Annotated in this window: 18 protein-coding genes and 1 other RNA gene; 11 read left to right on the top strand and 8 right to left on the bottom strand. The window is 67.6% G+C overall.

Annotated elements, in window-relative coordinates; genetic code table 11:
• Positions 1 to 26 precede the first annotated feature (26 nt).
• The 3 genes from ACSQ25_RS04740 (at position 27) to ACSQ25_RS04730 (ending at position 4654) form a co-directional block, all read left to right on the top strand.
• Positions 27 to 2195 (top strand): gluconolaconase, encoded by a 2169-nt coding sequence (locus ACSQ25_RS04740; RefSeq protein WP_436104559.1) that lies wholly within the window; start codon positions 27 to 29, stop codon positions 2193 to 2195.
• Between the two features lie 87 nt (positions 2196 to 2282).
• Entirely contained in the window at positions 2283 to 3833 is a 1551-nt protein-coding gene (locus tag ACSQ25_RS04735; protein ID WP_436104558.1) for an FAD-dependent oxidoreductase, read from the top strand.
• A 98-nt stretch (positions 3834 to 3931) separates the two neighbouring features.
• Positions 3932 to 4654, top strand: a complete 723-nt coding sequence (locus ACSQ25_RS04730) for an SIMPL domain-containing protein (RefSeq protein WP_436104557.1) — start codon at positions 3932 to 3934, stop codon at positions 4652 to 4654.
• 60 nt (positions 4655 to 4714) lie between these two features.
• Here ACSQ25_RS04730 and ACSQ25_RS04725 read toward each other — a convergent pair whose 3' ends face one another.
• Positions 4715 to 5023, bottom strand: coding sequence for a c-type cytochrome (locus tag ACSQ25_RS04725; protein WP_436104556.1), 309 nt, complete (start codon positions 5021 to 5023; stop codon positions 4715 to 4717).
• 173 nt (positions 5024 to 5196) lie between these two features.
• Here ACSQ25_RS04725 and ACSQ25_RS04720 point away from each other — a divergent pair, with 173 nt between their 5' ends.
• The 3 genes from ACSQ25_RS04720 to lgt all read left to right on the top strand — a co-directional run bounded on the left by ACSQ25_RS04720 (position 5197) and on the right by lgt (position 7213).
• Complete coding sequence (locus tag ACSQ25_RS04720) at positions 5197 to 5427, top strand: TIGR04438 family Trp-rich protein (protein WP_436104555.1); 231 nt, start codon at positions 5197 to 5199, stop codon at positions 5425 to 5427.
• A gap of 75 nt (positions 5428 to 5502) precedes the next feature.
• On the top strand, positions 5503 to 6396 hold the full coding sequence (locus ACSQ25_RS04715) for a LysR family transcriptional regulator (protein WP_436104554.1): 894 nt from the start codon (positions 5503 to 5505) through the stop codon (positions 6394 to 6396).
• A gap of 7 nt (positions 6397 to 6403) precedes the next feature.
• The gene (gene lgt, locus ACSQ25_RS04710; RefSeq protein ID WP_436104553.1) at positions 6404 to 7213 is read left to right on the top strand and encodes a prolipoprotein diacylglyceryl transferase; all 810 of its coding nucleotides are present in this window, start codon (positions 6404 to 6406) and stop codon (positions 7211 to 7213) included.
• Here lgt and ACSQ25_RS04705 read toward each other — a convergent pair whose 3' ends face one another.
• Complete coding sequence (locus ACSQ25_RS04705) at positions 7214 to 7558, bottom strand: hypothetical protein (RefSeq protein ID WP_436104552.1); 345 nt, start codon at positions 7556 to 7558, stop codon at positions 7214 to 7216.
• 119 nt (positions 7559 to 7677) lie between these two features.
• Between ACSQ25_RS04705 and ACSQ25_RS04700 the strand changes: the two genes are divergently transcribed.
• The 3 genes from ACSQ25_RS04700 to ACSQ25_RS04690 are packed head-to-tail and all read left to right on the top strand — an operon-like array spanning position 7678 to position 11620.
• Positions 7678 to 8937 carry a c-type cytochrome gene (locus tag ACSQ25_RS04700; RefSeq protein WP_436104551.1) on the top strand — a complete coding sequence of 420 codons (1260 nt, stop codon included), beginning with the start codon at positions 7678 to 7680 and terminating at the stop codon, positions 8935 to 8937.
• Entirely contained in the window at positions 8934 to 9422 is a 489-nt protein-coding gene (locus tag ACSQ25_RS04695) for a (2Fe-2S)-binding protein (RefSeq protein WP_436104550.1), read from the top strand. Before ACSQ25_RS04700 ends, ACSQ25_RS04695 begins: the two co-directional genes overlap by 4 nt.
• Positions 9422 to 11620 carry a molybdopterin cofactor-binding domain-containing protein gene (locus ACSQ25_RS04690; protein ID WP_436104549.1) on the top strand — a complete coding sequence of 733 codons (2199 nt, stop codon included), beginning with the start codon at positions 9422 to 9424 and terminating at the stop codon, positions 11618 to 11620. Before ACSQ25_RS04695 ends, ACSQ25_RS04690 begins: the two co-directional genes overlap by 1 nt.
• Here the strand turns inward: ACSQ25_RS04690 and ACSQ25_RS04685 are convergent.
• The 6 genes from ACSQ25_RS04685 to ACSQ25_RS04660 form a co-directional block, all read right to left on the bottom strand.
• Positions 11611 to 12774 (bottom strand): hypothetical protein, encoded by a 1164-nt coding sequence (locus ACSQ25_RS04685; protein ID WP_436104548.1) that lies wholly within the window; start codon positions 12772 to 12774, stop codon positions 11611 to 11613. The two genes, ACSQ25_RS04690 and ACSQ25_RS04685, sit on opposite strands and share 10 nt — an antisense overlap.
• A 57-nt stretch (positions 12775 to 12831) precedes the next feature.
• Complete coding sequence (locus ACSQ25_RS04680) at positions 12832 to 13635, bottom strand: sulfite exporter TauE/SafE family protein (RefSeq protein ID WP_436104547.1); 804 nt, start codon at positions 13633 to 13635, stop codon at positions 12832 to 12834.
• Complete coding sequence (locus ACSQ25_RS04675; protein ID WP_436104546.1) at positions 13635 to 14105, bottom strand: EVE domain-containing protein; 471 nt, start codon at positions 14103 to 14105, stop codon at positions 13635 to 13637. Before ACSQ25_RS04675 ends, ACSQ25_RS04680 begins: the two co-directional genes overlap by 1 nt.
• Positions 14106 to 14172: 67 nt before the next feature.
• Positions 14173 to 14353: non-coding RNA, 6S RNA (gene ssrS, locus ACSQ25_RS04670), on the bottom strand.
• Between the two features lie 45 nt (positions 14354 to 14398).
• Positions 14399 to 14710 (bottom strand): cell division protein ZapA, encoded by a 312-nt coding sequence (locus ACSQ25_RS04665; RefSeq protein WP_436104545.1) that lies wholly within the window; start codon positions 14708 to 14710, stop codon positions 14399 to 14401.
• Positions 14707 to 14952, bottom strand: coding sequence for a hypothetical protein (locus tag ACSQ25_RS04660; RefSeq protein WP_436104544.1), 246 nt, complete (start codon positions 14950 to 14952; stop codon positions 14707 to 14709). Before ACSQ25_RS04660 ends, ACSQ25_RS04665 begins: the two co-directional genes overlap by 4 nt.
• A 310-nt stretch (positions 14953 to 15262) precedes the next feature.
• On the opposite strand from ACSQ25_RS04660, the gene groES reads away from it, so the two are divergent.
• Both groES and groL read left to right on the top strand, forming a co-directional pair.
• Positions 15263 to 15553, top strand: a complete 291-nt coding sequence (groES, locus tag ACSQ25_RS04655) for a co-chaperone GroES (protein ID WP_281910124.1) — start codon at positions 15263 to 15265, stop codon at positions 15551 to 15553.
• Positions 15554 to 15601: 48 nt separating this feature from the next.
• Entirely contained in the window at positions 15602 to 17248 is a 1647-nt protein-coding gene (groL, locus tag ACSQ25_RS04650) for a chaperonin GroEL (RefSeq protein ID WP_436104543.1), read from the top strand.
• The last annotated feature ends 71 nt before the right edge of the window (positions 17249 to 17319 follow it).

Raw genomic sequence — 17319 nt, 5'->3', positions numbered from 1 at the left:
GCCCCAGCAATCATCCAGCGGCTCCAGTGAACCGAAAGATCCTCATCGCGGCGCTTGCGGCCGCAGGCGTCGCCATCGCAGGCGCCGTTCTCACCTTCACCGATATCATCGGGCGCCAGCCGGGCGCGCTGGCCGTGCTCACGCCCAAGGCGGCCAAGACGCTGCCCTTCTGGCCCGCGCGCCTCACCACCCTGGCCGGCGACGGCGTCCCCGGCACCGTGGACGGCCCCGCCGCGACGAGCCGCTTCGACGACCCCTTCGGCGTCGCCCTCGACAAGCGCGGCAGCGTCTACCTTGCCGACGCCGGCAACAGCAACCGCATCCGCAAGATCGCCCCCGATGGCACGGTCAGCACCTTCGCCGGCAGCAAGGAAGGCTTCCTCGACGGCATCGGCAGCGCCGCCGCCTTCCACACCCCGTCCGCCATCGCCTTCGACCACGAAGGCAATTTGTACGTGGCCGACACCGGCAACCACGCGATCCGCAAGATCACGAAAGACGGCACGGTGAGCACGCTGGCCGGCAACGGCACGCCGGGTGAGGCCGACGGCATCGGCCGGGCAGCGCAGTTCAACGGCCCGGTCGGCCTCGCGGTGGATGACGCCGGCATCGTCTACGTGGCCGACACCTACAACGACCGCATCCGCCGCATCGGCCGCGACGGCAGCGTGAGCACCATTGCTGGTGGCAGCAAGCCGGGCAACGCGGACGGTCTCGGCACGGCTGCCAGCTTCGACACCCCGAGCGCCATCGCGGTGACGGCTTACGGCACGCTCTACGTGGCCGACACCGGCAACAATGCGATCCGCCGCATTGCCGCCGACGGCACGGTCACGACCATCGCGGCGCCCGCCGAAGGCGAACGGCGCGCGCCGCTGCGCCGTCCGGTCGGGCTGGCCCTCACGCGCGACGGCTACCTCTACATCGCCGCCAGTGCGGGCGGACGTATCCTGCAGCTCACGCCCGAAGGCGAGGTGCGCCCCTTGCCGGACGCTGACGTCCCGGCCTCGAGCGACGGCTTCGGTCCCGACGGCAGCGTGCAGCTCTACGGCCCGCGCGGCATCGCGGTCGAGCGCGACGGCAGCCTGGTGGTGGCCGATGCCCAGGCCCACCGCCTGCACCGCCTGTCCAGCCCACGCGCCGGCGAAGCGGCGCCGGCCCGGCCGCAGCCGGTGGCGGTGGCGGTGCGGCGCCAGGAACCGATGCCCTGGCCGGTCGGCCCGCAGGACATGGTGCATGAGGTGGTCGGGGTGATGGGCGAGGTGCGCGGCAGCTACAACGGCGACAGCCGCGACCACTTCCACGCCGGCCTCGACGTGCGCGCCGACGTCGGCTCGAAGGTGCTGGCGGTGTTCCCGTCCAAGGTCTCGGATCCGTATGCGAACTGGGGCTTCGACTCGCTCAGCGAGGGCATCAGCGTCGGGCCGCTATCGTATATCCACATGCGGGTCGGCCGCGACACCCGCGGCCGGCCGCTCGATCCGCGCTTCCAGGTGTTGACCGGTGAACGCGGGAAAGCCGAGCGCGTGCGGGTGCCGCGCGGTACCCGCTTCGCCGTGGGCGACCCGCTCGGCACCATCAATGCGATGGCCCACGTCCACCTCGACTATTACCAGGGCGGCGCGGTGGTCAATCCGCTCAGCCTTCCCTTCGTGGGTTTCACCGATACCGTGGCGCCGCGCATCAACAGCATCGCGCTGTTCGACGCGGCCGGCAAGCGCCTGCGCCCCCCAAGCGGCACGCGCAAGCGTCCGGTCGCGGACAAGCGCCTGCGCGTGCCCCGTTCGCTGGGCGAGGTGCACATCGTGGTCGACGCCTATGACCAGGTGAACGGCAACCTGGCGCGGCGCCGCCTCGGCCTGTACAAGCTCGGCTACCAGCTGCTGCGCGCCGACGGCACGCCGATGCCGGGCCATGAGCGCCCGCTGATCACGCAAGTGTACGACCGCCTGCCGCGCAACCCGGACGCGGTCAAGGCCGTCTACGCGCCCAACAGCGGCATCACCGTCTACGGCAGCAAGGCCACCCACTTCGCCTACGCGCTGCACAGCCGCCTGCAGGATGGCCAGGTGGAAACCGGCAGCTGGCAGCTCGGCAACATTGCGCCGGGCGAGTATATCCTGCGCATCTATGCGGCCGACTATGCCGGCCAGGTCGCGCTCGAAGGCCGCGACCTGCCCCTCGTCCTTGAATAAGCCTACAATAAGTATCGCGTAACCGGCCCGCGGAACATTCGGACCGCGCCGGCATCTGTGCAAGCAAGACTTGCAACAGGAGGCCATATGGACCGTTATGACGTACTCATCGCCGGCGCAGGCCCGACCGGCATGGTGCTGGCGCTGTCGCTGGCAAAGCAGGGCATCCGGGTCTGCATCGTCGACAAGGCCGACGGACCGGGCACCACCTCGCGCGCCATGGCGGTACAGGCGCGCACGCTGGAGCTGTACCGCCCGCTCGGGCTGGCCGAGGAAGTGGCCGCCGCCGGGCGGCCCAACCCCTGCATCAACCTGTGGGTCAGGGGCAAGCGGCGCGCCCAGCTGTCGCTGCGCGACGCCGGCGCCCGCCTGACACCCTACCCCTATGTGCTGATCTATCCGCAGGACGCGCACGAGCAGCTGCTGGTGCGCCATCTCGAGGCCGCCGGCGTGGCGATTCTCCGCCGCACCGAGCTGGCCGGCTTCGAGGAAATGGGAGACTACGTGCTGGCCCGACTGCGCCGCGCCAGCGGCGACGACCTGCAGGTCGAGGCGCGCTACCTGGCCGGCTGCGACGGCGCCCGCTCGACCGTGCGGCGCCAGCTCGGCACCGGTTTCGGCGGCGGCACCTACGACCACCTGTTCTACGTTGCCGACGTACAGTCACGGGGCCCGGCCGCCAACGGCGAAATCCACCTGTCGCTCGAGACCTCCGACTTCGTCATCTTCCTGGGCTACGACGACAGCGGCCGCGGGCGCCTGGTCGGTACCATTCGTGATGCGCACGGCGACGCCGATGCCCTGAGCTTCAACGACGTCAGCCACCGGGCGATGGCCAGCCTCGGACTGGAAGTCGAGCAGGTGCACTGGTTCTCGACCTACCGCGTGCATCACCGGGTGACCGACCACTATCGCAAGGGGCGTGCCTTCCTGCTGGGCGACGCGGCCCACGTGCACAGCCCGGCCGGCGGCCAGGGCATGAACACCGGCATCGGCGACGCCGTCAACCTGGCCTGGAAGCTGGCCGCCGTGGTGCGCGGCGACGCATCCGACAGCCTGCTCGACACCTACGAGCAGGAACGGATCGCCTTCGCCCGCAAGCTGGTCGACACCACCGACCGCCTGTTCAGCTTCGTCACCGCGGAGAGCGGTTTCGCCGACTTCATGCGCACGCGGATCGCGCCGATGTTCGCCAGCGCCGCCTACGGCATCGGGCCGGTGCGCGAGATGATCTTCCGGATCCTGTCGCAGACCACGATCAGCTACCACGACAGTCCGCTCTCGAGCGGCGCGGCCGGCCGCGTGCATGGCGGCGACCGCCTGCCCTGGGTGCTGCGCGAAGGCCTCGACAATTACGCGCCGCCGGGACGGATCGACTGGCAGGTCCACGTGTACGGTGAGGCCTACCCGGACCTGCGCGCCTGGTGCGATCGCCACGGCATGATCCTGCGCGAGTTCGACTGGGGCGCCGAACACGATGAAGCCGGTTTCGCGCGCAATGCCGGCTACCTGCTGCGGCCGGACGGCTACGTCGCCCTGTGCGATCCGGGCGCCTCGGCGCAGGCGCTGGAGGATTATTTCTGCGAGCTCGACTACCGGCGCTTCCGCATGTGCCAGCCTGGACCGGCTGCGCTATGAGGCCGGCATAAGTTGCGTGTATGCACTGGAATCTTGTAGACAGACTTGTCTAGTAAGTTTATTGTCGGGGCATTCCTCAATCTCCCGGAGTGCCCCGCATGCTGAAACGATTCGCCGCCGCCCTGCTGCTGGCCGCCGCCGCCCTTCCCGGCATGGCGGCCGACCTGCCCAAGCACCCCTTCATCCACGTGAGCGGCGCCGCCGAATTCCACGTGATGCCCGACATCGGTGAAATCGACATCGACATCGTGTCGCTCGAACCCGATGCCGATGCCGCCTGGAAGCTCGTCAACGAGAGGCTCGATGCCAGCCGCGCGCTGTTCGCCCAGCATGGCGTGGCGACGGAGGACATCTCCGTGCAGGATATCGTGCGCCGTCCGCGCAAGGTCGAGGTCCTGCCCGAAGGCCAGCCGGTGCCGATGGAGACCCGGGTCGCGCTGCACGTGACCGTGCGCGACCTGGGCCAGTGGACGCCGATGCTGCGCGCCCTGCTGGTCATGAAGGACCTCGAATCGCTCGCGGTCTCCTTCAACCGCAGCGACCGCGACAAGATCGAAACCGAGCTCCTCACGCAAGCGCTGGTCTCGGCCAAGGACAAGGCGCAAAACATCGCGCGCGGCGTGGGCGCCAGGCTGGGGCCGGCAACCGGCGTATCGCCGGGGCCGCTGAAGAACCTGTCCCATTCGATGGGCATGGCAAGCGATCCGGGCGCGCGCAATATCGGCGACCGGCGCACCCCGCCGAGGCCGGACATGGCGCTGGTCCAGGCGATGCGGCTGGCGCAGGGCGTCGATGTGATCTACCGGATCGGCGGAAAATAAACGGCAATAAAAAAAGCGCGCCTTGCTCACGCAGGCGCGCTTCTTGTTTCGGAGGCAGATTTACTTCTGCGTCAACACCCATTTCACCAGGCTGCGGGCTTCGGCCTCGCTCACCTGTGGATTGGCCGGCATCGGGACCGGGCCCCAGACGCCCGCGCCGCCCTTCATGACCTTCTGTACCAGCTTGTCCTCGGCACCCTTCTGGCCGTTGTACTTGGCGGCAACGTCCTTGTAGGAGGGGCCGACGAGCTTGTTCGCTACCGCGTGGCAAGCCATGCAATTCTTGGCTTTCGCCAGGTCGGCTTGTGCGAACGCGCTGGTGGAAGCGAAGGCCGACATCACCACACACAACAACAAAGACCGTTTCATTTGTTTCTCCAGGTTCATGACAACTGCATTCTACCGTGCTTTGTCGCTGGCTTCATGGAGGGATACACTCTGTAACCAAGAGGCGGCAGGACGTTGACAAATTTCCACAAACTGCAAAATTTTTCCACACGGAAACCTTTTTGTTTGTAATATGCATGCTGAAGGAGTCTTCCATGCCGCTCATCCTTATCATTGCCGCGCTGTGCGTGCTGCGCCTGTTCGAAGTCTGGCGTTTTGCCGAACTGTCCTGGTGGATCATCTCCGCCCTGATGGTGTGCGCCTTCGTCTGGTTCGAATTCATCGAAAAGGCGCTCGGGCTCGACAAGAAGAAGGAACACAAGGTCCTCGACATCCACCGCGAAGCGCGCGTCAGGCAAACCTTCGGCAAGCGTCGCAAGACCTGATCCCCGCCAATACGCCGCGTGTTGTGTGATATGTTCCACATATCACCGGGCCCAACCCATACACCACGCGTATCAATGAACCTCGAACTCCGCCAGCTCCGCCATTTCGTGACGGTCGCCGAAGAATTGCACTTCGGCCGCGCCGCCGAGCGCCTGCACATGACGCAGCCGCCGCTGTCGCAAAGCATCGCCGGGCTGGAAGAGTTGCTCGGCGCCCCGCTGTTCCTGCGTAACCGCCGCCAGGTGGCGCTCACCGCCGCCGGCAGCGCCCTGCTGCCGGAAGCGCGCCGCATCCTGGAAGACGCCGGCGCCCTGCCCGCCCTGGTGCGCCGGGTCGCCGCCGGCGAAGCGGGCCGCCTGACGCTGGCCTTCGTCTCCACCGCCGACTACAGCGTGCTGCCCGCGATCCTGCAGCGCTACCGCGCCGCCTTCCCGGACGTCGGACTGGTGCTGCGCGAAGCGACCTCCGACGTGCAGGCCGAGGAACTGCTGAGCGGCCGCATCGACGCCGGTTTCGTGATCCCGCCGCTGCCAAGCCACACCGATGCGGCCCTCGCCTACATGAAAGTGCTGGAAGAACCGCTGATCCTGTGCGCGCCCGCCGGGCTGGATGTGCTGCGCGGCGGGGGACCGGTGCGCCTGCGCGACCTGCCGCCGCTGCCGCTGGTGATCTTCCCGCGCACGGCGGCACCGGCCCTGCACGACGCCATCCTGTCATGCTTCCGCGCGGCCGGCATCACCCCGGTCATCGGCCAGGAAGCGCTGCAGATGCAGACCATCGTCAGCCTGGTTTCCGGCGGCATGGGATTGGCACTTGTGCCACAATCCGTGTCGAACCTGATGCGCGCGGGGGTGGAATACCGTGCCCTGCTCGATCCGACGCCGCTGGCCGAAACCGGCCTGGCCTGGCGCCGCGACCATGACTCGCCCGTGCTCAGGGGCTTCCTGGAACTACTCGAGAAAGATTGAACCCATTATGCTGATTCATCCGCAGCCGGATCCCATCGCCTTTGCCATCGGACCGGTGCAGATCCACTGGTATGGCCTGATGTACGTGGTGGCCTTCGCCCTGTTCCTGATCCTGGGCCGCGTGCGCATCCGCCAGCCGCACATCGCCGCCCAGGGCTGGAAGGCCGAGGACCTGGACGACATGCTGTTCTACGGCATGCTCGGCGTGGTGCTGGGCGGCCGCCTGGGCGAAGTGCTGTTCTACCAGCCGGCCTATTTCTTCGAACACCCGCTCGAGATCTTCATGGTCTGGCGCGGCGGCATGTCCTTCCACGGCGGCTTCCTGGGCGTGCTGATCGCCATGGCCCTGTGGGCGCGCAAGAGCAAACGCAATCTGCTCGATGTCTACGACTTCATCGCACCGATGGTGCCGCTCGGCTATGCGGCCGGCCGCCTGGGCAACTTCATCAACGCCGAACTGCCGGGGCGCATCGCCGACCCCAGCTTGCCCTGGGCCATGCTGTGGCCGGGCGTCGAAGGCCCGCGCCATCCCTCGCCGCTGTACCAGATGCTGCTCGACGGGATCGTCGTATTCCTGATCCTGTGGCCTTACGCGCGCAAGCAGCGTCCGCGCCTGGCGGTCGGCGCCATGTTCACCCTGCTGTACGGCTGCGCGCGCTTCACCACCGAATACTTCCGCGTGCCGGACTGGGAAACCACCGTGCTCGGGATGCCGATCACCTCGGGCCAGGTGCTGTCGCTGCCGATGATCGTCGGCGCCCTCGTCATGCTGGCCTGGGCTTACCGCCAGCCGAACGGGCGTCCGGCGACCGCCTGACTATTCGAAGTCTTCGGCCAGGTTTTTCCAGCCGCGGCTCTTGGCGAAGGCGGTGAATTCCTCGGGCGCCTCGAGCACGATCAGTTTGCTCTCCTGCAGGCCGGGGTCGCTGTGCCCGAAGTCCGGGCCCTTGTAGCCGAGCGCGCGCAGGCGGTCGACGAGCTGGCGCACCAGCACCGTGTCCCTGAACGCGCCGGGCTCCAGCCTGTCCTTGAAGTCCACGTACACGTCGATGATCCCGTAGCCCTCGTCGAAGATGCGGATCGCCTTGACGTCGAGGGTACGGCCGTTGCCGTCCTTGGCCTGGAAGGGGCCGGACAGCTCGATGTCGGAATCGGTAGTCATGGCGCCAGCATACCACCTCCGTGCGCTGGTCACGCGCAAGCGTCGTGTTGTCGATTCGCCCATGTTATTCTCCGGGCGACATGCAAACAAGGAAAACAAGGGGCCGAGCTGGATGGTGGGTGGCACTGGCGGTGTTCGCCGTGCTGGCGCTCGCCGCCTTCTTCATCACCTGGCGCCCTGCGCTCGACTCGCAGGCGGCGCCGGTCCGCTTCGACCAGGCCCAGGTGCAGCGTGGCGCCAGGCTGGCGACGCTGGGCATGTGCGCCTCCTGCCACACGGTCGACCCAATCAAACCCTTCGCCGGCGGCCTGGCCTTGAAAACGCCCTTCGGCACCGTCTACAGCACCAATATCACGCCCCATGCGGGCACCGGCATCGGCGGCTGGAGCCTGGAGGCCTTCGACCGGTCCATGCGCCAGGGCGTCTCGCGCGACGGCCGCCTGCTCTATCCGGCCTTCCCCTACAACCACTACACCAAGCTGGCGCAGGACGACATGCGCGCCCTGTACGCCTACTTCATGACGCGTCCGGCCCTCGCGGCGCCGGCGCGCGCGAACCGGATGCGTTTCCCCTTCGGTTTCCGGCCGCTGGTGGCGTTCTGGAACCTGCTCTACCTCGACGAAACGCCCTGGAAGACCGACCCGCAACAGCCGGCCGACTGGAACCGCGGCGCCTATATCGCCAACACGCTCGCGCATTGCACCGCATGCCACACCCCGCGCACCGCGCTCGGCGGGCCCGATCTTGAACGCCAGCTCGACGGCGGCGATGCCGAGGACTGGTATGCGCCGGCGCTCAACGCGACATCCCCCTCGCCGCTGCCGTGGACGCGCGAGCACCTCACGCACTACCTGCGCACCGGCATCGCGCCCGGCCACGCCGTGGCCGGCGGCCCCATGCAGGACGTGGTGGTCCAGCTCGGACAGGCCGACGAGGGCGAGGTCGCCGCCATCGCCACCTATATCCACGGCTTCCTGAAACAGGCGCCGGAGCGCGTCACGCCTGCCCGCCGCGACGGCCCCCTGCCCGCACCTGCCGACGATGACCCCGACCTGGCGCGCATGCGCCTCGGCTACGAGACCTATGCGATGGCCTGCGCCAGCTGCCACGACGCCGGGCGCGGCGTGAGCTCCGGCGCCGCGCTGCACTTGCAGAAGGCGGTGGCCCTGTACGACCCCGACCCGCGCAGCCTGGTCCACATCATCCGCCAGGGCATCGTGCCGCGCGAGGGCGAAGCCGGACGCTGGATGCCGGGCTTCGCCACGCTGCTGGGCGATGAACAGCTCACGGCGCTGGCGGCCTACCTGCGGCGCTATGGCGCGGGGGCCGAGCCCTGGCCGGAGCTGAACGAAGCAGTGAAGAAAGCGAAGCAACCATGAGCAAATACACCCTGCAGGTCAACGGCAAGCCGCAGACCGTCGACGTCGACGCCGACACCCCGCTGCTCTACGTGCTGCGCAACGACCTGAAACTCAACGGCGCCAAGTTCGGCTGCGGCCTGGGCCAGTGCGGCTCCTGCACCGTCATGCTCGACAAGGAGCCGGTGATGTCCTGCCTGCTGCCGGTGTCGATGGTGGGCAGCCGCGCGGTGCGCACGGTGGAATCGGGCGGCACGCGCTGGGTACCGAGCTCGGTGCTGCAGCAGGCCTTCATCGACGAGCAGGCGGCCCAGTGCGGCTACTGCATCGCCGGCATGATCATGCGCGCCACCGCCCTGTTCGAGCAGGTGGCCTCGCCCACCGACGCCCAGATCCGCAGCTGGATGCAGCCGAACCTGTGCCGCTGCGGCACCCACCTGCGCATCCTGCGCGCGGTGCGCCGCGCCGCCGACGTGCTGGCGGCCCAGCCGATCCGGAACTACTGATGGACCAGGATCTCCAGCACCCCGGCCGGCGCCGCTTCCTGGCAAGCGGCGGCGCCCTGACCCTGTCGTTTGCGCTGCCCTTGCGCGCAGCGCCCGGTGCGCTGCCCGGCAGCCTGGCGGACGAGCCCTGGCTCGACGCCTGGATCCGGGTCGGCGCCGACAACCGGGTCACGGTTTTTACCGGCAAGGTGGAGCTGGGCCAGGGCATCAAGACCGCGCTGCTGCAGGTCGCCGCGCACGAACTGCAGATCGATCCCGGGCGCCTGATCCTGATCACCGCCGACACCGAGCGTACGCCCGATGAAGGCTATACCGCCGGCAGCCACTCGATGCAGGACAGCGCCACCGCCATCCGCCACGCGGCGGCCCAGGTGCGCGCCCTGCTGCACCAGAAGGCCGCCGAGCGCCTGCAGGTGCCGGCGGCGGCGCTGGCCCAGGACAACAGCGTGTTCCGGGCGCCGGACGGGCGCCGCGTGAGCTTCAGCGAACTGGTGGCGGGCAGCGAGCAGCACCTGCGCGCGACCGACGCCCTGCCGCCGCGCATGCCGAACGCGCGGCGCCATATCGGCGTCACGCTGCCGCGGGTCGACATCCCCGGCAAACTGAAAGGGCAGCTGGCCTACCTGCAGGACATCCGCCTGCCCGCCATGATGCATGGCCGCGTGGTGCGCCCGCCCTCGCCCGGCGCGCGCCTGCTCGGCGTCGACAAGGCGGCGGTGGCGCGCCTGCCCGGCGTGCTGGAAGTGGTGCAGGACGGCCGCTTCCTGGCCGTGATCGCGGACGAGGAATACCGCGCGGTGAAGGCGGCGAAGGCCCTGGCGCAGGCGGCGCGCTGGGAAGTCCCGGCGACCCTGCCGGCCGGCCGCGACGTCGCTGCCCAGGTGCGCAGCCTGCCCTCGTCCCCGCAGCAGGTGCTGGCACGCGGCGTGCCGGGAACGGCGGGCCGCAGCCTGCGCGCGAGTTACACCCGCCCCTACCAGCTGCACGCCTCGATCGGCCCCTCGTGCGCGATCGCCCTGCTGGAAGGCGGCCGCTACACGGTGTGGACGCATTCGCAGGGCGTGTATCCGCTGCGCGCGGCGCTGGCCGAGCTGCTGGGCGCGCCGGAGGAAGCGCTGCGCTGCATCCATGCCGAGGGGTCCGGTTGCTACGGCCACAACGGCGCCGACGACGTCGCGGCAGACGCGGTGCTGCTGGCGCGCGCCTTCCCCGACCTGCCGGTGCGGGTGCAGTGGATGCGCGAGGACGAACACGCCTGGGAACCCTTCGGCCCGGCGATGGTGGCGGACGTCCAGGCCAGCTTGGACGCGGCCGGCCGCATCGTCGACTGGCACTACGAGGTCTGGAGCCAGGCCCACGCCACCCGCCCCGGCAAGGCCGGCAACCTGCTGGCCGCCACCCTGCTGGCGCGCCCGTTCGCCCCGCCCGCACCGAAGCCGATCCCGCAACCCGAAGGCGGCGGCGACCGCAATGCCATTCCCTATTACGTGCTGCCGAACGCGCGCGTGACCCACCATTTCCAGCCGGCCGGGCCCTTCCGCACCTCGGCGCTGCGCTCGCTCGGCGCCTACTGCAACGTGTTCGCGATCGAAAGCTTCATGGACGAGCTGGCGCGCGCCGCGAACACCGACCCGGTGGCCTTCCGCCTGCGCCACCTGGCGGATCCACGCGCCATCGAGGTGGTGAAACTGGCGGCGGCGAAGTTCGGCTGGGACGCCTACAAGAAGACGCCCCGGCGCGGCCGCGGCTTCGCCTTCGCCCGCTATAAAAACTCGGCGGCCTATTGCGCGGTGGCGCTGGAAGTCGAGGTGGCGCTGGAGACCGGCTTCGTACGCATCGTGCGCGGCGATGCGGCGGTGGACTGCGGCGAAGTGGTCAACCCGGACGGCGTGCGCAACCAGATCGAGGGCGGCATCGTCCAGTCGGCCAGCTGGACCCTGCTGGAAGGGGTGCGCTTCGATGCCGGCCGGGTGCTGAGCCAGGACTGGGCCGGCTATCCGATCCTGCGTTTCAACGGGGTGCCGGAGCGCCTCGCCGTCCACCTGCTGGACCGGCCGGGCCAGCCTTTCCTCGGCACCGGCGAAGCGGCGCAGGGACCGGCCGCGGCGGCGCTGGCGAATGCGGTGGCGGATGCCTGCGGCCTGCGCGTGCGCGAGCTGCCGCTGGACCGTGCGCGCCTGCGCCGGCTTCAGGCCTGACGCGAGGCCAGCGTTACACCCTCGCCGATGGCGGGGGCCACCACGCGCAGGCCGCCGCGCAGGCTGGCTTCGCGGTCGATCAGGAAGGCCACCAGCAGCACCAGGCCGGTAAAGGTCATGCTCAGGTTGCGCAGTTCGCCGGTGGCGCAGAAGGCCAGGAACAGCGGCAGGTTGACCAGCGCGCAGATCGCCAGGTGGCGGCGCAGCACGCGCGGCGCCAGCGGCCAGGCGCGCCACAGCACGATCCCCAGCACCCCCAGGGTGCCGACGAAAGCGCGCGACGGCCCCACCAGGCCATAGGTGGTCTCGAGGCGGAAGTAGGGATTGCCGGACAAATAGGCCGCGACGTTGGCCGGCAGGTGGAATTCCAGCGCGCCGCCGAAGGCTTCGAGGTAGGCCGCCTTCAGCGCCAGGTTCATCAGGCCGGCGAGCAGCACCAGCATGCCCACCGCCAGCCAGGCCCTGCGGCGCGACAGCCGGCGGCGCAGCAGCGGATACAGGGCCGGCAGCACGAAGAAGAAAGTCTCCTTGTTCAGGGTCGCCACCAGCACCAGGGCCGCCAGCGCAATCAGCCTGGCGCGCAGGGCCAGCAGGAAGGCCAGGCTGGCGAACAGCAGTTCGACCGTATCGTAGAAGTAGCCGCCCACCGTCTGCAGATAGGGGAAACTCAATGCGAAGGCGGTCGGCGCCAGTACCGCGGCCAGCGGCGAGACATTGAAGTGCAACAGGATCCGGCGCAGCACGAACAGGCTGCCCAGCAGCGCGAGGAAGCTGAGGTAGTACACGACCGCATAGCGGAAGCGCGCGTCGTGCGTGCTGCCCGGCCGGCTCTTGGCGAAGACTGCGTCCGGCCGGAAGCGCGCGGCCACGCGCTCCTTGAGGCGATCGGGGGCGACGGCGTCGAGGCGGCGCGCCAGGTCCGGCAGCAGCTGGCGGTAGACGAAGGGCTTGTGCGCCTCCATGTCGAGCATGGCCGCGACGCCGAAGCGCGGATCGCCGTCGCGCAGTCCCCACTTGCCGGCGAAGCCCGAGAAGGCGGCCGCCGCCACGATCCAGAAGAAGGCGAACAGCAGGAAGCAGGCGGCAACACGCGACATCGCGCCCTGGTCCGTGGGGGAACTGGGGTGAAGGAAGCGGAGGGTGTCGGCTGTCATGATATATGCATATGACAGTAACGAAGCGAGGCCCTCGCGTCAACCTGTATGTACGGCCTAGTTGAAGGCCTTCCAGAACATGTAGGCCGCCAGCGCGTACAGGATCACCGCGAACACCTGCTGCAGCCGGCGCACCGGCATCCGGTGCGCGGTGCGCGCGCCGACCGGCGCCATCGTCACGCTGGCCAGCACGATGATGGCCAGCGCCGGCAGGTAGATGAAGCCGAGCGCGTACTCCGGCAGGCCGGGCTCGCCCCAGCCGAACCAGATGTTCGAGAGCGTGCCGGACAGCGCGATCGGGAAGCCCAGCGCCGCGCTGGTGGCGACCGCATTGTGGATGCGCACCCCGCACCAGGTCATGAAGGGCACCGACACGAAGCCGCCGCCGGCGCCGACGATGCCCGAGAGCGTGCCGATGAAGCCGCCGGTGGCGAACATGCCCGCCGTCCCCGGCAGCGCGCGCGCGGCCGCCGGCTTCTTCCCGATCAGCATCTGGGTGGCCGAGAAGGCGACGAAGACGCCGAAGAAGGCCGCCAGTACCGAAGAATCCATCTGCTTGCCGATCCAGGGCCCGATCCAGGAACCGACCAGGATGCCCGGCGCCAGCAGCTTCACCACGGGCCACAGCACCGCGCCGTGCTGGTGGTGGGCGCGCACCGAGGACAGGGAGGTAAACAGGATGGTCGCAAGCGAGGTCGCGATCGCCATGTGGATGGTCAGCTCCGGTGCGATGCCGCGCGCCGTGAAGATCATCGTGATGAAGGGCACCAGGATCATGCCGCCGCCGATGCCGAGCAGTCCGGCCGCGAAACCGCCGAAGGCGCCCATGGCGAGCAGCGCCAGGATCAGGCCGATGTCCATCAGCGCTTCCCTTCGCGCACCAGGGCGACGATGGTGTTCCACTCCGCCTGCGTCACCGGCGACACCGACAGCCGGCTGCCCTTCTGCAGCAGCACCATGTCTTCCAGTCCCGGCGTGGCGCGCAGTTCGGCCAGCGGCAGGTAGCGCCCTGCGTCCAGCGCGCGCACGTCGACCGAGATCCAGCGCGGTTCTTCCTGCTTTGCCTTGGGGTCGTGGTAAGGGGAAGATGGATCGAACTGGGTGGCGTCCGGATACGCGCCGCTGGCCACTTCGGCGATGCCGGCCACGCCGGGCACGGCGCAGCTGGAGTGGTAGAACAGGATGCCGTCGCCGACCGACATGGCGTCGCGCATGAAGTTGCGCGCCTGGTAGTTGCGCACCCCGAACCAGGACACGGTCTTCGCGGGCGCCGCCAGCACGTCGTCGAAACTGACTTCGTCCGGTTCGGATTTCATCAACCAATAGCGCATCGCATCTCCATCAACATCGCGCAAAAAAAAAGCGGCTGCGTACCTTAAGTGCGCAACCGCTCGTGTGTGTAGCCCCGCCTGTGTCGTTATTGCCGGCATCCCGAACCAAAAGGCTCAAGGTGGTCGCAGTCAGCTCAATTTCGGGTTCGTCAGACTAGTGACGCTCGCGCCCACCAAGCATGTCCCACAACCTATGCGAAAGAATGGTTCAAGGAATATATGACAAATCTCGAACACCGCAGGGTAGAGCGCAGTTTACTCTGTTGGCCGAGCATGTCAACCGAATCGCGAGCTCAGGACAGGTTTTCCTGCGGCGCCAGCGCCTTGTCGAGGACGGTGTGCATCGCTTCCAGCTTCTGCTTGACTTCGAGGATCGACATGTCGGACAACGGGCCCTGGGGCGATTTCACCGACAGGAATTCCGCTGCCACGCTGAGCGCCGCCATGACCGCGATGCGGTCGGTGCCCTTGACCTTGCCCGAGTCGCGCAGCGCGCACATCTTGCCGTCCAGGTAGCTGACCGCTTCGCGCAGGGTGCGCTCCTCGCCTTCGCGGCAGGCCAGGCGGTAAGGCTGGCCCATGATGGTGCAATCGAGATGGATCATTGGGTGGCCTCGCTGGCTTCGCCGTCGGCTTCAGGCGCCTCGGGTTCCTCCGGCGCCGGGAACTGCTCGAGCAGCGCCTCGACGCGGCGCTGGGCCTCGTTCAGGCGCTCCTTGAACGCGAGGTTCTCGGCGCTCAGCAGGCTGTTGGCCTGGCGCAGCAGGTAGTTCTCGGCACGCAGCGACTGGGTCAGCTGGGCGAGCCGGTCGATTTTGTCGGAGAGGTCTTGGAATTCGGAAATCATTCGACACTATAGGACTGAGATGGTTTTTCCGTCAACCGAATCGCAAGCGCGCGTCACGGCCTTGCCATCCAGTGTACCCTGCCCGGCTGTTGTCGGCGAGACCACATCAAAACCCTGCTCAGCCCTCCATTACATTGGTCCTCGTCAAAAAAGTCAGTGCGAGCACACACACAGCGTCTTGAAATGGGATGTTATGATCCCTATAATTAGCACTCGTTAGTAGAGAGTGCTAACAACTCTTTCGAAGCCGACGCCACCTGGCGGCGGCACTGAATCGCAAGTCAAACCACTGAAAAATAAGGAGTTTTGCATGAACCTTCGTCCTCTGCACGATCGCGTAATCGTGAAGCGTCTCGACCAGGAAACCAAAACTGCATCCGGCCTGATCATTCCCGATGCAGCCGCCGAGAAGCCGGACCAGGGTGAGATCCTCGCCGTCGGTAACGGCAAGGTGCAGGAAAACGGCCAGGTCCGTCCGCTGGAAGTGAAGGTCGGCGACCGCGTCCTGTTCGGCAAGTACTCGGGCCAGGCCGTCAAGGTCGATGGCCAGGAACTGCTGGTCATGCGCGAAGAAGACATCATGGCCGTCGTGGCCCTGTAATCTCGCATCCTCCCTCAATACCCTCGAAACCATTCGGAGAAACAAGACATGGCAGCTAAAGAAGTAATTTTCGGCGACGCAGCGCGCGCCAAGATGGTTGAAGGCGTCAACATCCTCGCCAACGCAGTCAAGGTCACCCTGGGCCCGAAAGGCCGCAACGTCGTGCTGGAGCGCTCGTTCGGCGCCCCGACCGTCACCAAGGACGGCGTCTCGGTCGCGAAAGAGATCGAACTGAAGGACAAGCTCCAGAACATGGGCGCGCAGATGGTCAAGGAAGTCGCGTCGAAGACCAGCGACAATGCCGGTGACGGCACCACCACCGCGACCGTGCTGGCACAAGCCATCGTCCGCGAAGGCATGAAGTTCGTTGCCGCCGGCATGAACCCGATGGACCTGAAGCGCGGCATCGACAAAGCCGTCGCCGCCACCGTCGAAGAACTGAAGAAGATCGCCAAGCCGACCACCACCTCGAAAGAGATCGCCCAGGTCGGCGCCATCTCGGCCAACTCGGAAACCTCGATCGGCGAGCGCATTGCTGAAGCAATGGAAAAAGTCGGCAAGGAAGGCGTCATCACCGTCGAAGACGGCAAGTCGCTGAACGACGAGCTGGACATCGTGGAAGGCATGCAGTTCGACCGCGGCTACCTGTCGCCGTACTTCATCAACAACCCGGACAAGCAGGTCGCCGTTCACGAGAACCCGTTCATCCTGCTGTGCGACAAGAAGATCTCGAACATCCGTGACCTGCTGCCGGTGCTGGAGCAGGTCGCCAAGGCCGGCCGTCCGCTGGTGATCGTCGCCGAAGACATCGAAGGCGAAGCGCTGGCGACCCTGGTGGTCAACAACATCCGTGGCATCCTGAAGACCGTCGCCGTCAAGGCACCGGGCTTCGGCGACCGCCGCAAGGCCATGCTGGAAGACATCGCCATCCTGACCGGTGGCCAGGTCATCGCCGAAGAAGTCGGCCTGACCCTGGAAAAGGTCACGCTGAACGAACTGGGCCAGGCCAAGCGCGTCGAAGTGGGCAAGGAAAACACCATCATCATCGACGGCGCCGGCGCCGCTGAAGCGATCGAAGCACGCGTCAAGATGGTCCGCGTCCAGATCGAAGAAGCGACCTCGGACTACGACCGCGAAAAACTGCAAGAGCGCGTGGCCAAGCTGGCCGGCGGCGTTGCCGTGATCCGCGTCGGTGCAGCCACCGAAGTCGAGATGAAAGAGAAGAAGGCACGCGTGGAAGACGCGCTGCACGCTACCCGCGCTGCCGTGGAAGAAGGCATCGTCCCGGGCGGCGGCGTGGCCCTGCTGCGCGCACGTTCGAACATCGACATCAAGGGCGACAACCCTGACCAGGACGCAGGCATCAAGATCGTCCTGCGCGCCATGGAAGAGCCGCTGCGCATGATCGTCCAGAACGCCGGCGACGAGCCGTCGGTCGTGGTGGCAGCCGTCATCGCCGGCACCGGCAACTACGGCTACAACGCCGCCAACGGCACCTACGGCGACATGGTCGAAATGGGCGTGCTGGATCCGGCCAAGGTCACCCGTTCGGCCCTGCAGAACGCAGCGTCGATCGCCGGCCTGATGCTGACCACCGACTGCATGGTGTCGGAAGTCACCGAAGACAAGCCGGCCGGCGGCATGGGCGGCATGGGTGGCATGGGCGGCATGGGCGGCATGGACGGCATGATGTAATTAGTCCAGGCCTGGCGCCGGCGTTGCCGGCGCTGCCCTGTCGAAAAGCCTGTAAGGTTAACGCCTTGCAG

Source organism: Massilia sp. LjRoot122 (assembly GCF_964252725.1).
In the GTDB taxonomy this organism is placed as follows: Bacteria; Pseudomonadota; Gammaproteobacteria; order Burkholderiales; family Burkholderiaceae_D; genus Telluria.
Note: the sequence above shows the minus strand (reverse complement) of the source record. Positions and strands in the feature narration are given on the sequence as shown.

Excerpts from the sequence above, each read along its gene's own strand:
- ACSQ25_RS04735 (WP_436104558.1), top strand. The coding sequence starts at position 2,283 with ATGGACCGTTATGACGTACTCATCGCCGGCGCAGGCCCGACCGGCATG.
- ACSQ25_RS04730 (WP_436104557.1), top strand. The coding sequence starts at position 3,932 with ATGCTGAAACGATTCGCCGCCGCCCTGCTGCTGGCCGCCGCCGCCCTT.
- ACSQ25_RS04725 (WP_436104556.1), bottom strand. The coding sequence starts at position 5,023 with ATGAAACGGTCTTTGTTGTTGTGTGTGGTGATGTCGGCCTTCGCTTCC.
- ACSQ25_RS04720 (WP_436104555.1), top strand. The coding sequence starts at position 5,197 with ATGCCGCTCATCCTTATCATTGCCGCGCTGTGCGTGCTGCGCCTGTTC.
- ACSQ25_RS04715 (WP_436104554.1), top strand. The coding sequence starts at position 5,503 with ATGAACCTCGAACTCCGCCAGCTCCGCCATTTCGTGACGGTCGCCGAA.
- lgt (WP_436104553.1), top strand. The coding sequence starts at position 6,404 with ATGCTGATTCATCCGCAGCCGGATCCCATCGCCTTTGCCATCGGACCG.
- ACSQ25_RS04705 (WP_436104552.1), bottom strand. The coding sequence starts at position 7,558 with ATGACTACCGATTCCGACATCGAGCTGTCCGGCCCCTTCCAGGCCAAG.
- ACSQ25_RS04695 (WP_436104550.1), top strand. The coding sequence starts at position 8,934 with ATGAGCAAATACACCCTGCAGGTCAACGGCAAGCCGCAGACCGTCGAC.
- ACSQ25_RS04690 (WP_436104549.1), top strand. The coding sequence starts at position 9,422 with ATGGACCAGGATCTCCAGCACCCCGGCCGGCGCCGCTTCCTGGCAAGC.
- ACSQ25_RS04685 (WP_436104548.1), bottom strand. The coding sequence starts at position 12,774 with ATGACAGCCGACACCCTCCGCTTCCTTCACCCCAGTTCCCCCACGGAC.
- ACSQ25_RS04680 (WP_436104547.1), bottom strand. The coding sequence starts at position 13,635 with ATGGACATCGGCCTGATCCTGGCGCTGCTCGCCATGGGCGCCTTCGGC.
- ACSQ25_RS04675 (WP_436104546.1), bottom strand. The coding sequence starts at position 14,105 with ATGCGCTATTGGTTGATGAAATCCGAACCGGACGAAGTCAGTTTCGAC.
- ACSQ25_RS04665 (WP_436104545.1), bottom strand. The coding sequence starts at position 14,710 with ATGATCCATCTCGATTGCACCATCATGGGCCAGCCTTACCGCCTGGCC.
- ACSQ25_RS04660 (WP_436104544.1), bottom strand. The coding sequence starts at position 14,952 with ATGATTTCCGAATTCCAAGACCTCTCCGACAAAATCGACCGGCTCGCC.
- groES (WP_281910124.1), top strand. The coding sequence starts at position 15,263 with ATGAACCTTCGTCCTCTGCACGATCGCGTAATCGTGAAGCGTCTCGAC.
- groL (WP_436104543.1), top strand. The coding sequence starts at position 15,602 with ATGGCAGCTAAAGAAGTAATTTTCGGCGACGCAGCGCGCGCCAAGATG.